This window comes from Cyclobacterium sp. 1_MG-2023, assembly GCF_030546805.1.
Classification (GTDB): Bacteria; Bacteroidota; Bacteroidia; order Cytophagales; family Cyclobacteriaceae; genus Cyclobacterium.
In genome coordinates, this window is record NZ_JAUOPC010000001.1 from 594,014 (window position 1) to 608,011 (window position 13,998).

Sequence of the window (13,998 nt, forward strand, 5' to 3'; positions counted from 1 at the left end):
CATTGAATTCGTATAACTATTAGTATTAAATCCACAGGGCAATGCCTTCAGCTATTTGATTATAGAATGAATAAAACCTATAATCCTTGCTAAAATCTTTCCTATAATTAATTTAATGATTTATATTTTATTTTTTTCCACCTACACCTCTCATTTATAAAAAAATTAGGCCTAACACTACTTTTTTTTGAGTCCTTAAACATTAATAAAACTAATTTATAGACCTCAAGACTCGGAAGCCGAATTATAAAATCTCCCAATTTTTTACTAAAGTTTTATTATCTGACAAGTAGGAGCTTTCCAGAAAATAATCAAGAAATTCATTAGAAATTTTGGCAGCTCCATCTCTGCAAATTCTATAATATTTTGGATGAGGGGACAATTCAGAACCTGTTAAGCTTTTTCCTTTATACATTCTTTCCGGACAAGTTAAAGTATAAGCCAAAACAGGGTCTTTTTCATGATCATTCCAATCCAAACAAATTATCGGTATCAAATCATACCCAACTTCTCGTTTCCTTAATTTGGCGATATCGGAAATATCAATATCAAACAAAATACCGTTAACTGTATCTGATATAGAACCTGTAAATTTGACATTGAATAGTCCTCTGGCATTAGGACCAGTCAAGGGTTGGTATATAGGTCGATATAATATCTCATCCGGAATATTATAATTTAGTAGCCTTCTTATTCCAAAACCAATGGCTGTTTTATATGGATAAATGGACTTAGCATTATCAGAAGGAATATCTGAAAACATATTATGAATACTCCCATAACTGAAAAGTTTAATGGAAGTTTGACCTTTACCAGCAGTAAAGTTTTCAATAGAGGCCCATGGGTATTCAAACATCATTTCACGTAAAGAAAACTGAATTTTATTCAATAAGTTAATACAAGTTTGGGAACTTAATTTTATTTTAGAAATTAAAATAGGAGGCTTAACAACCACACCTATTCTATGATCGTCCAACACCTCGGCTTTGGTATTGAATTTTGATTCCCAGTGCTTAATAAGAAAAATTAAAGAAACAAAATCCTTTCTAACCTTCTCAATTTCATAGGTTTCGTTAATTCCCAATTTAATCGTTAACCTTTGGGCAATAACAATGGATTCCCAAAGTAGGTCATCCTTAGATAGCTCTTTAGCGATTTGGGCCATAACAATCAAATTACAAAAATGTCGGTGTTCATTGGTCGAACCTATTGCACGCTCGATAGAAATGGCATCATTTGTTTTTGCAAAAGCCTTTTCTATATTTCCATTTAATAAGTAGGCCCTTCCGAGGTCTCCTGAATGAAAAGCAATATTTTCCGGGTAGAAGATTTTCCTAGATACTTTTTCAGCTTTTTCTAAAAATTGAATGGATTCAACAATATTCTCCTTTCCATTTTTCATCATCATAAGCGTTCTCCCCCAACCTCCATTATTTACAGCATCCCAGTGTACAGTTCCTCTTTTATTGTGTATTTCACCTGCAATTTTAAAAGATTCTATAGCTTCGTCATATTGTCCCAAGTCGGATAAAATTAAGCCCTTAGTGGTTAAATGTCCGGGTTTCATAAATTCATCCCCTATCTCCTCAGCTAAATCTTGCGCTATAGACATTAATTCAAGCCCTTCTTTTGCTTTGCCATGATGCCAATAGGCCAAACTTTTCCTGTAAAATATGTCTTCCTTTTGGATCGTATCAGCATTATCATCTGCAATCTCTTCTGCAAGCTTAAACCTTTCTAAAGACTCATCAAAGAAACCAAGTCTTTCTTTAATGCTTCCAATAATTATTAGTGTAATCGCTATATATTTAGAATCATCTAAATCCTTATACAAAGAAAATGATTCTTCAATATAAACTAAAGCTAGGTATTTATAACCCCTCAAACTCTTCATCTTGCCCAGCTGTAAGAGAGCATGGGCCAATAAACTTTTATCGTCAATTATCCGTGCTATTGAAACAGATATTTCGCCAAATCTATCCCCCTCGTCATATTGGCCCCTACTTTGGTAAGCCTTAGACAACTCAATAGCCAAGCGACAACTATAATCATTGTTTTTTTCAATTATATTGTCATAAGAATATTTAAGTTTATCAATTCTTATAAGCTCAGGTCCCTTTATGGACAATACATCAGCAAAAAACGAAATTATTTCCGCAGCTTTTTTAAAGGATTTATTTTTAATTAATAGTTCTTGAATGCTAAAAATATTTTCAAGTTCAGCATGCATTCTTTTTAATGACTTGCTCGTTAATATATTTTTTGACTTTTGATTTTCAATAATCAAAAATGAAATATAGGTATCCCCATACCGTTCAATAAGATCTGAAATATAGACCGCATTTTTAGATTCATATAGCACCTTATTCCCAAAATTATATACGGTTATGGGATAACTAAACCTAGTAGGTTTACTATTAACATTGGCTTTTAAAAGACTACTTTTAACTAAAGTATCAAGAGTTTTAGTGAAATTTAGACTATAAGTTGTATTTTCTATTATAACAATTTTCTTTGCCAATTCCGCAGTAAAACTGGTTTTAAATATGGCAAGTTGGATAAACAAATCCTTTTCATTTTCAGATAGCAAATTATAGCTCCAATTGACAACAGAATATAGGCTGTGATGCTTCTTTTGTCTATCATGTGAGTAATCTTCTAAATTCTGATAATTATTGCTTTTAATCCCTTCATAAATCTCTTCTATATTCAGTAAATCTGTTCTACTTGCTGCTAATTCTATTCCTAATGGTATTCCTTGGAGCTCATTACATATTTTATTAATTACTATTAGATCCTCAATATTTTTATCAAATTCTCTATTTTTCTTTAAGGATCTATTTAAAAAGAGTTGGATACTTTCATTATTTTTAAGTTCCGATAGGTCTACTATAGTAGTATCAATAGTATCAAGTGGTTCAATTTCAACTAAATTTGCATAAGATAATTTCAAATCTCTGGTTGAGGTAACCAAAATTTGTACGGTTGACAAATTTGACAACATAAAGTCTATGGTCTCAGAACATTCGTCTACTATTTGTTCAAAATTATCAAGGATAAGCAAGACGTTTTCTCTTTTCTCCAATAATAAAAGTATTGCCTCTCTTGCGGATACTTGTGAACTAGTCATTTCTTGATTGAATGCATCATAAATTGATTTAGCTACACCAGTTTCCGTTTCTGCATCTACCAAATTCACAAACCATACACCACCTGAATATTTATGATTCAACTCTTTACCTATTTCTAAAGCAAGCCTCGTTTTTCCAAATCCCCCTGTACCTATAATTGTTACTAATCGATTCTTCTCATTAATAAGTATTTTCTTTAGTTCATCAATTTTATTTTCCCTTCCAATAAACTCTTCGTCAATGGTTTTGATATTGGTTTCATTTTTGTTTTTTATTAAATAATGGAGAATTCTATTTTTGAAATTGGAAAATTTAATAACTTCGTATACTCTAAGCACTGGAGGAATTTCTTCTATTTTAACATCATCTGTAACCACCAAAATTATATTTCCTACCTTATCATTTTCTTTTTTGTTGTTTAAGAATAATTGCCATTCATGCTGAACCCAACCTGAATTAATATTTTTTATGGAACTAAATACTAAAATAAAGTTTTTTGATACAGGAATTGTTTGATCAATTACCTTCCCATACTCTGTTTCTCCTATACGTTCTAAAGAATAGGAAGAATCAAAAACATCAAACCCTTTAGCAGTTAAAAATTGATAAATTTCATCAGATAGGTGAAAGTCTTCTGTTTTCCGAGATAAAAAAACATCAAATCCATTTTTCATAAAACCTCAATTTATTCATTAAATACTAATTTATCTTTCGATTAATACTCCAATTCCTATATGATATTATATCGTATAGTATTACCAATAGATGTTTAATCATGTAACAACCCATCGGTACCGTATGAATTGGTTCTTAACATGTAGATTTGCATTATAGACCATAATAATACAGGTATTTATAAATATTCCTTTTGGAAATACCGGAATGTTTTTTTTCCATAGAAATATTACAAGTTACTTCTGATTGGAACATTATTTTCACTATTATTGCTCATGAACTAAATAAAAACACCACTTTAAAAGGAAGAATAATTGTTTACTATCAAACAATTACAAATAGAATTTTCCTTAATACAATTTTTAACAGTATTTTATCGAAAACCTTTGGTATATTTCAATTTAGCAAGTTAGTTGGTATAATTATTATGAATAAAAACCTATTGGTAAATTTTTCATTCCTTTTCAAAGTAATAAATAAAATTTAATTTTGTAAATATAATCCAAAAAATATGCATCATTGAAACATACAATATTCATATATCTACTCCTGCCCATCAGGATGAAAATCAAAAATAATTACCATTATATAATATCTAAAATCAAAAATAACATACCTCCCCTTCACCACATCACTGATCACCACATCACCCCATCACCCGCTCACCAAATCACAGAGCACCTATCTCCAAACACCTCAATGAATTTCACTTGTTTTTATACTGCAGAATAAAAAAGACATCGTATATTTCCGGTAAAACATCTAATTTCCTACCCGATCAAAAACTCCATGCGTAGATCATTTTTAATTGCCTTTCTGATTAGCACTTTAATTATTACTGCTAGCTATAATAGATTAACAAATCCACCTCAGGCAGTGATTAGCAATGACATTATTACTGCAAATCTCTACCTTCCGGACCATGAAAATGGTTATTACCGTGCTTCTAGGTTTGATTGGTCAGGAGTAATTTCAAGCCTCGAGTATCAAGGGCATCAATATTTTGGGCAGTGGTATGATGAATACGATCCAATGATAAATGATGCCATTATGGGGCCGGTTGAAGATTTTTCCCCACTAGGATATGAGGAAGCGAAAGAAGGCGGCCTGTTTGTTAAGATTGGCATAGGGGCATTAGAAAAAATTAAGGAAGAAAAATACCGTTTCTCTCATACCTACGATTTGATAAACGGCGGGGAATGGAAAGTAAAGACCTTTAAAAACCGGGTGGAATTTAGTCATGAACTAAAGGATGCAGATGGCTATGCCTATTTGTATACCAAAATCGTGGAGTTAGTAAAAGATATGCCAATTCTTGTTTTGAAGCATACCTTGAAAAACACGGGCAAAAAATCAATCAAAACAAGTGTCTACAACCATAATTTCTTTGTAATTGATCAAGAACTTACCGGCCCCAATATTGAAACTACCTTTCCTTATGACCTTTACCTAGACAACGGTGGTAACAAAAGGGTGGTTAACTTTGACTCTTTAGGAATAGTATCTGATAGAAGCATAAGCTTTAGCAGGTATTTCAAAAAGGGAGAAAGTGTGTATACCAATGGCTTGATGGGTTTCAGGGATTCACCGGAGGATTATCAATTCTCCGTAATGAACACCAAAACCGGCGCCGGCGTAAAAGTTACAGGCGACAAAGCCTTGGAGAAAATAGTTTATTGGGCCAACCCAAGAACTTACTGCGCTGAACCCTATATTAGACTTGAATTGGAACCCGGAGAAACCATCAACTGGAAAAACGAATACAACTTCTTCACTTTTGAAAAAGAATAATATCCAAGCTTGTTAAGCGTAAGTTTTTATTAACCTTCTCCTATATCGCCAAAGTAATAAAGCATAACAACCTTTGAGTACCTTAAATTCCAAGGAGTGCTTAAAATGGTAGGAACAAATATGGTGACATAATACACCCAAAGTGGTGGATCATTAAATACCAAATAAGTAAGAATTCCAAAAACCACAAAAATGGCTACTCCTACCATATAGGTAAAAAACATTGAAATCTGATAAAAACCTGGTTCAGGCATAAAAGTAAAGCCACATTCTTTACAGTTTTTGTTCAGCTCATTGAATTTACTTATGTTAAGGGCCGAAGTTTTAAACATTTTCCCTTCTTTACAAACCGGGCATTTACAGTGAAGCATGGCATTTAATTTATTATTGTCTTTCCCTAAAGCTTCATGGGTACTGTTTCTCCTAATTTCCTGACTTAAATCCTTCATTTGGGCTTATTATTTTTTCACAAATTGCTAAAATAAACATTAGCGGTTAAACCTAAAACATTCAATAACTCTATGTACAAATATAAATCTCTCATGAGTTCTTAAAGTTCATTAATTCAACAAAATCTTATTAGATACTAGCTATTACCCTAATTCACTGAAACTTTAATTATAGTCAATGAATATGGTAGTTCCCACTAAAAAAATAATCCTCCTTAACTATTGCAATTGTAGGTAAACTACCTAATTCACTAAAAAATTCACATAGTTTCTTCAATAATTTTGTCAGGAAAGGTATTGAACTGAGACTACTAATAGGTACCGTCCAATTTGAAATTTGATGAAGCAGTATTTTCGCACATTATTGATTTTCGGTTTACTACTTATTATTAACTTTTCAGCTCAATCTCAGCAAATTCTGTTTACAATAGAACGTAGTTTAAATAAAGATCAAATTGTATACTTTCTTCATTTGGACGAAAAAGGACAAATTAAAAAGGAAGATCCAATTCAAATAAAGTGGCTGGATAATGAAAAAACAGGTGAACTGGTCCCCATAAACTGGATCAAGAAAAAATTTGGTTATGGTATTGATGTACTCTCACATGAAGAAGAGGAATTGACCTTCAAATTTGTCTCTTATGAAAAGAAAAAATTTTTGCTAAAAAAAGACAGTTTAGGAAACTATATGGTCTTTGCTAAGATAAATGAGCGTGTGATGAAAATTCGCCATATTTATCTATCAATAGATGGAGGTACATTTTGGAAACCCAACATAACGGAGGTTTCTGTCATGGGATTTAATGAATTAGCAAATACAAGTATAATAGAAAAATTCAATCCTTAATCCCAATGTATAACATGAAATTAACTAATCAACTTGCCAATTAAAATTAATAGATAGGCTTTAACAAGATTGGAATTTTAATCGATAAAATAAGACTTCCATTTAAACCAATTCTCTAATGAAATATTATTCTTCGATCCCGCTTATTTTGCTTTTTGTGCTTCAATTTTACAATCTTACAGCTTTGGCCCAAGAAGAACCTTCTTATAAAAACAGAATTGGAATCAATGTATTGGGAGTGCCTTCCGAGAACCTTGTAGCAAGTTATGAATATAGCTTCCTGAAAAACGGAATTTGGTTAGGCCTAGAACACAAGCTAAACCAATTATCCGATAAGAAGGACCAACAGGTAAACTCAATTGCCTTGGAATACAGGTACTATATTTTTGCCAATAACCAGCCTGCTGATGGTCTTTTTGTTGGAATATACTCCAAATATAGATGGGGTGAAGAAAAAACAAGAACCGGTATTGACATGCAACACCAATACAAAGCGCTGTTTGCAGGATTAAATACCGGATACAGGTACAACTATAAGCGATTAGCCCTATCTGCTTTCCTAGGTTATGGCCTTGCACTTTGGACTAGGGAATCAACCAATCCTGAAAATAGCCCTCACGAGCTCAATGAGAATTTCGAGAAAGATTTAAGAGTAGGCCTAACTGTTGGTTTGGCATTTTAACCTAGGTTTAAAAAGACAGTAAAACACATGGTTTTTGATGTTTTATCAGCAATGCTGTTCAAATTAAAACTTTGGCAATAATACATCTTTTCAGTTTTCACAATAATCGTATAAATTACGTAAAATTGAATCGATCTATATCCCTAAAGTGAGTAAGTTTGCAGGAGAATTTCGATAGTTATAGTTAAAAAAATTAAACAATACTGTTGATATATTGGCGTTTTGTATCAACTTATTTGTAAAGAAAATAAAGTACCAACCCTATGCATGTTATTTCACCCATTACGGATTCAAACAAAGGGGTTATTTTCATTCCAGATATAAGCGGTTTCACACAATTTATTAAAAAAACTGAAATCAGTCATAGTCAACACATTATAACTGAATTATTAGAACTTATCATAAAAGAAACAGGGAAAGAATTCTCTCTTTCAGAAATTGAAGGTGATGCATTACTTTTCTACAATTCAGATTCAAATCCGGATTTTGAAAAACTCACCTTATTATGCATCTCAATTTTCAAGAAATTTCACCAGCACCTAAAGTACTATGGCAGAGACAGAATTTGTCAATGTGGGGCCTGTAGCTCCACCGAAAACTTATCCCTAAAATTCATATTACACGCTGGAACAATTACTCAGTATAATGTAGGGGGCCATCATAAACTTTTGGGAGAAGATATAATTGTAGCCCACAGATTTTTAAAAAATAGCATCGACCGTTCTGAATACATTTTATTCAGTGAAAATTTTATAAAAGCATCCAATCCCAACGATCAACAAATTGCGACACTAAACTCTTGTGATGAAAAATTTGAAAGCTTGGAGCCTACAGTTTTCTATTACCGTCCATTGCAAACTTTTAAAGAAAATATAGTAGCGCCTCCAGCTAGGAATTCTATAGAATTCCCTACAATAAAGCCCGGAAAAATGGTGGACATTAATGCTGATCCAAATGAGCTTCTCCTAATGTTGGCAGAACCACAACATAGAATTAAATGGATGAAAAGCCTAACCAACATCACCTTAAGGGATCATAAAATCAATCGAATACTTTCTGTACACGAATGTTTAATAGGTTCCAATCAGATTGAAGTTTCCATTGAAGATGTTACGACAAGCGACCTAGGAATCAACTTTTTTGAAAGGGCTAGAATGAAGCATCCTCAACTAGATTTCTTGGTCCTTTACCATTTGGAAAAAATAGATGATGAAACGACACGAATAGGCATTGGAAATCATTTTTTCAAATCAAAGTATTGGGCAACAAACATTTTTTTACTACCTGTGCTATCGTTTATGTTTAGATATTTAAATCAAATCAACCTTCGAAGACTTAAGAAATACGCCGAAAAAGAGCTTTTATAATACTATTTCCGCTATTATCAGGAAGCTATTCTTTATTTCCCAATTCAAGACAAAGTCATAGCCTCAATTAATCTATTAATTAGAGGAAAACCTCCACATTTTAAAAAAAGTCAATACAGTTTGTCAGGAACAATATATAAGACCGTCTAATTTTTATCAAAGAATTAGCAATAAGTAAAACCGTATTCAACAAATGTGTACCGTATCCTATATTCCTCTGGCAGATGGCTATTTACTGACTTCGAGCAGGGATGAATTGATTAATAGAGAGACCCTTCCTCCACAGACTTACTCGCATTCGGATAATAAAATCACTTACCCCAAGGATGTACGTTCTGGTGGAACTTGGATCGCCGGATCCAATAATGAAACCGTTGTTTGTTTATTAAATGGAGCTTTTGAAAAGCACCAAAAAAAACCAACACAGGTGATAAGCAGAGGGAAAATGGTAATTAAATTTTTTGAATATGATGACTTTGACGTATTCATTGATAAATTCGATTTGAATCAAGTGGAACCTTTTACGTTTTTGATATTAAAGGGTCGATTGTTTTATGAACTAAAATGGAATGGGGACTCCACTTTCTTAAACAAACTGGACATAGACAAACCGAAAATATGGTCATCTCCTACCCTATATACACCGGAACAAAGAATAGTTAGGGAAAAATGGTTTTATCAATGGCTAATAAGCAATTCCGGCCAACCTGATTTTGACATGATGGGATTTCATAACAAACAGCATGGTGATGACAAAACCTTCGATATTTTAATGCAAAGGCCCAATGGAATGCAAACGGTTAGCATTACCCAAATTCATAACTCCAGATTTACTCCTTCGATGATTTATTATGATTTAAAAAAAGAAGCAAGCTACGGACCTTCATATTTCACTGTTTAAATCATTTCTACCCTTTAAAAAGCTTTAATCAGAGTAAAATACCATCCCATGAAAACATTTTTTTTATAAACGAATAAAACCAACATAATAAAATGAAGCGGACTAAAATAAACAAGCCATTTAGATTGCTCTTACCTCTAATTTTTCAAATCCATCAATGATAAAAAAAGTGCAAGGCACACCATTGCACCCTGCACTTAAACAATCAATCATCAATCTAATTTACTTACTGTATTCACCTATAAAAGTGATTTCAATGGTCTTTGCAATATTAGAAGCAGGTTTCCCTTTTTCAAAAGTAATTCCATAATCAGCGAGCGTGAGTTCAAAGGTGCTTTCTGCAGAAACTTTCCCTCCACTTACAGTGATTATTCCTTTTTCTTGGACATCTTTAGACTCTCCTTTAATCGTCATAGTCCCTTTAACAAAAGCCTCATAGCTGCCATCTTTTGTAAAATCCACCTCGTCAAGATTTGTGATTTTCCCAACAAACTTAGATTTAGGGAAAGACTTGGTGTTTAAAAAGTTTTTACTATTGTAATGCTTCTGCATTAATGCTTTTTCAAATTCAAAACTCTGCATGGGCACCGAGAACACAATGTCTCCAGTGGAAGTATCAAGCGTACTGGTGGCTTTGTAATTATCAGCTGTGATGTCTTCAACAGGTGTAGAAGAAAAAAAGCTGATATGCGTTTTTTGGCTAACAAGCTTTGCTACAGGAGAAACAAATGCAGCTGTGATTAGCATAACAAATGGCAGGGCTAAAACTATTGATCTAATTTTCATAATGTGTTAATTTTGATTTGGTTAATTTTGTGTTGATTTATTATATATTGGTGACCAAGTCACATTTTTCCATGATGACATTTTCATACATTTCCAGGTCGGAGTCATAGTTGGCTCCAGAACGTATGACACCCTTTACTTTAATTTTTTGACCTACCATTATTAATTGACTTATATCCTCTTCACTAGATAGAAAAGTACAACTAACCCCAGCAACTTCATCCTGGGCCTTAAGTAAAACGACCGTCTGATCATTAAAATCCTTACTGATTATTGACACTTCTCCCTCTACCTCCAAGATTTTAGACTCTCCGGATTCATCAAGGTATTTGTCATACGCCTTTTCTCCATTAGAAAGAAACTCATCAACCAATTCCTTTGAAGAAATACCAAAATCTGTTTGGGAGGATTGAACATCTCTATGTGGCATGTTTAGAAGATAGGTTACTATCCCCACACCAATGACTGCTGATACCGCAAGAACAATAAGTAAAGGCTTAAGCCATTTGTATTTTTTCATGGTTATTGATTTTGATTTCGCCTGATTAGTCGTAAGCCTCTATCTTTCCTGACCGATTTGGGTCATTTTTTTCAAAAAAAATTTAAAATGCTTCAATCGAGAGTGAGTCATCAAACTAATGAGGCCTTATTCAATATTACTGAATTCTAACAAAGTAGGTAGCAAAACATGGGGAGCATAAACTCAGAATAAAAATTTTAAAATATTGATTTTCAATATTTTCCAGCAATGAAAAAAGCCATTGAAATTCATAAAAATCAAAGCCATACTTATTGGATAAATAAAAAAACTTACCGAATTAGAAAAAAATATTCGCAGGAATTGTAAGAAAATCACTTTTCTTGAAAGGCAGGTGTAAAAGTAAACTAGGCTAGTTAACTTAGCTTGGGTTATTGTCATCATTGTCGTAAGAAAAAATCAACAATACTATTAAAATCCTGTTGTTATTTTTGTTTTACAAAGTGGGTAACTTATAAAACAAAAAATCCACGAGCGCTAACCCGTGGATTTTAAAATTAAAGCAATAACGTAAACAAAAACAATCCATTTACCAACACTTTTTCTGTTGGCTTAAAACATTGCTTAATCTAACCTTTTACCATTTTCATCCCAACCTGTTGCACAGAAATGGGACACATCCGGAGTCGTGTATTTTACCTTTGCAAGCGCTGGTGTTTTTAGTTTTTTATGGCCTAGCATTCTCGACTCCAAAGAAAAGTCCAAAATACCACTACTAAGCATGGTGCGCTCAACCGGATAAGGGGGCTCCCCTGTTTCAAACAAAATCTCTATATTTTTCACAAGACATCCAAAATGATGATGTGGCTTGCCTTGCAAACGCATCAATGTAGAAAATGGCTTTGGTGAATCTTCCAATTCAACTGCTATAGTAAAGTCCTGAACCAAACCTGTCAAAAGGAAAGCAGCAACTTTAAGCCCGTCATTGTAGTCTACCACAAATACCGCTGGAGATTTCACCAATTCTTTCATGTCACCTTCTACTTTGGTGAGGCTATGTGCAATGGCTTCGTTAAACAACTTACTCGCCCATTTGTTCTTTTCCAAAAACGCCCAACAATCATCTCCTTCTAGACATTGAACAGCTTTAACCCCTGTTTCCCCGCCTTTTCTACGCTCTACCACTGCCTGAAGGGAATCTAACAAATGAAAACCATAGATATCCAAACCACTATAAGAAATCCCTACCGCATATTTTTGTGCTTCTCCATACGGTGTATCAACTGCGGGAATCCGCCAAGCTACCGGTACTGATGAACCAGCTAACATAGGAAAGTCAAGTTCTTTAGAAATATCCACCATACGTTTGGCCTGTCTCCAACTGTAAGAAAGATGTTTGTCATTGAAGACAGGTACTGAAGTTTTGGTTTCTCTAAAGACATCAGTAATTTTCAAAAACATCTCAAAACGAGGATAAAGTTTTTGCCCCTTCTCATTATAAGGATACACACCATGCTCCCCAATAAGCAAAACTGCATCAACAGCTAATTCGTCACCGCCAAGGGTAAGTGCATCGGCTACTGTACCAAATATGGGCACACCATGTTTTTTTGCCATAGCACGGCTCATGTCATTGTCCGGAACCTGCTCGGTAAAAATGGACACGATCTTTGAACGAGGATACGGATCCATTTCATCTTGATTGTACCCCTCAAGGTACTTACCAACAATCACATCTGCATGAGAATTTGGTCTGTATTCGGTAAGTATGGCAGCTATTCTTTTTGGCTTATTCAACTTTTGGGGATGATTAGCTTTGAAAGAAGAACTTTCCTCTTTTTCCGGGGTCATGGACAAGAGTTGTCCTGGAAGTAGAGGTGTTATGGCTAAGTATCTAAGAAGTTCGCGACGTTTCATGTTGTGGTTGTGGTTAAATTACTGATTTAATTCTAAGTGCCAGAATGGTGTGCTGTTTGAATATTTTAAAGTAGGTATTAAGGATCAGATAAGCCTTGATTTATTGGAATTTTAAAGTTCCAAAGAATTGTGGCAAGTGAAAATTTGGTTTTGGATTGTCAACAAATGACCATGTTAGGAAGTTAGGGTTGCTTGTCCGGCTACCTGTTTTGTAAAAGTTTGCTTTCCAAATGGTCCCCCTTTTAGGATGAGTAACTTTAGAATGCTTCTCCAGCATGGAAATTGGAATTCTATATTCTATAGTCCAAGTAGTAGGTTCAGTAATTTCAGGATCCACAACTTCAGGTAATGAATGTGCAATCTCAATTTGGTCAATATCCTCTTTTCCTAATTTTGTAAAATTATCCCAAGGTTTGGCCACATAAAAAATCAAAGGGGTCCCTCCTGCATTGATTTCCAAGTTGAAATAACTTAAAGGAACATCCGAATCGGGAGCAAAAAAGAATTCCACACAGGAATCGCCTGAAACGTTGCCATTGTATTCCTGAACAACAGAACGAACATAACGGTCCTCTACCTTAAATATACCATAGATATTTTTATCGTCGTACATTAATTTGGCCTGTACTTTAGGTAGAAACTTTGGATCTTTACCCATATGGTAATCAAGGGTCACGGCTTCTATGCCCTTCCATTGTGCTTTGTCCCAATTTGCATCTATTGGGTTTGAGCGCTTTTTAAGCTTCTTTACTATATATTGGGCTTCTTCCTTTATTAGTTTTGAATTATGGTTTGTTTCCTTCAAGCCTACCTCATTGATATGATTCATTAAGAACGGTAAGGTTAACAGAAACGATAAAGTTAAAACTATTGCTTTCATAAATTTAAAATGTTTGTGCGATGTTGGTAAATGGCCTCAGGCCAACTCCCCAATTACTGAGTTGATTGGTAAGAAAACAAATATATCCAGCGAA

General features: G+C 33.8%; 11 protein-coding genes. 5 read left to right on the forward strand and 6 right to left on the reverse strand.

What is annotated here, in order from left to right:
- Window positions 1-244 precede the first annotated feature (244 nt).
- Window positions 245-3,805, reverse strand: a complete 3,561-nt coding sequence (locus Q4534_RS02200; protein ID WP_303611532.1) for an NB-ARC domain-containing protein — start codon at window positions 3,803-3,805, stop codon at window positions 245-247.
- A gap of 790 nt (window positions 3,806-4,595) precedes the next feature.
- Between Q4534_RS02200 and Q4534_RS02205 the strand changes: the two genes are divergently transcribed.
- Window positions 4,596-5,597, forward strand: coding sequence for a hypothetical protein (locus tag Q4534_RS02205; RefSeq protein WP_303611533.1), 1,002 nt, complete (start codon window positions 4,596-4,598; stop codon window positions 5,595-5,597).
- A 29-nt stretch (window positions 5,598-5,626) separates the two neighbouring features.
- On the opposite strand, the gene Q4534_RS02210 is transcribed toward Q4534_RS02205, so the two are convergent.
- Window positions 5,627-6,046 carry a DUF983 domain-containing protein gene (locus Q4534_RS02210; protein ID WP_303611534.1) on the reverse strand — a complete coding sequence of 140 codons (420 nt, stop codon included), beginning with the start codon at window positions 6,044-6,046 and terminating at the stop codon, window positions 5,627-5,629.
- Window positions 6,047-6,386: 340 nt separating this feature from the next.
- Between Q4534_RS02210 and Q4534_RS02215 the strand changes: the two genes are divergently transcribed.
- The 4 genes from Q4534_RS02215 (at window position 6,387) to Q4534_RS02230 (ending at window position 9,843) form a co-directional block, all read left to right on the forward strand.
- Entirely contained in the window at window positions 6,387-6,893 is a 507-nt protein-coding gene (locus Q4534_RS02215; RefSeq protein ID WP_303611535.1) for a DUF4833 domain-containing protein, read from the forward strand.
- Between the two features lie 118 nt (window positions 6,894-7,011).
- Window positions 7,012-7,575, forward strand: a complete 564-nt coding sequence (locus Q4534_RS02220) for a hypothetical protein (RefSeq protein WP_303611536.1) — start codon at window positions 7,012-7,014, stop codon at window positions 7,573-7,575.
- A gap of 263 nt (window positions 7,576-7,838) precedes the next feature.
- Window positions 7,839-8,942 (forward strand): DUF2652 domain-containing protein, encoded by a 1,104-nt coding sequence (locus Q4534_RS02225; RefSeq protein ID WP_303611537.1) that lies wholly within the window; start codon window positions 7,839-7,841, stop codon window positions 8,940-8,942.
- Between the two features lie 193 nt (window positions 8,943-9,135).
- Window positions 9,136-9,843, forward strand: coding sequence for an NRDE family protein (locus Q4534_RS02230; RefSeq protein WP_303611538.1), 708 nt, complete (start codon window positions 9,136-9,138; stop codon window positions 9,841-9,843).
- A gap of 222 nt (window positions 9,844-10,065) precedes the next feature.
- Here the strand turns inward: Q4534_RS02230 and Q4534_RS02235 are convergent, their stop codons facing one another.
- From Q4534_RS02235 to Q4534_RS02250, 4 genes are all read right to left on the reverse strand, one after another.
- Window positions 10,066-10,629, reverse strand: coding sequence for a YceI family protein (locus Q4534_RS02235; RefSeq protein ID WP_303611539.1), 564 nt, complete (start codon window positions 10,627-10,629; stop codon window positions 10,066-10,068).
- A gap of 40 nt (window positions 10,630-10,669) precedes the next feature.
- The gene (locus Q4534_RS02240; RefSeq protein ID WP_303611540.1) at window positions 10,670-11,149 is read right to left on the reverse strand and encodes an OB-fold protein; all 480 of its coding nucleotides are present in this window, start codon (window positions 11,147-11,149) and stop codon (window positions 10,670-10,672) included.
- 582 nt (window positions 11,150-11,731) lie between these two features.
- Entirely contained in the window at window positions 11,732-13,024 is a 1,293-nt protein-coding gene (locus Q4534_RS02245; RefSeq protein WP_303611541.1) for a hypothetical protein, read from the reverse strand.
- Window positions 13,025-13,124: 100 nt separating this feature from the next.
- Entirely contained in the window at window positions 13,125-13,853 is a 729-nt protein-coding gene (locus tag Q4534_RS02250; protein WP_303611542.1) for a carbohydrate-binding family 9-like protein, read from the reverse strand.
- Between the last annotated feature and the right edge of the window lie 145 nt (window positions 13,854-13,998).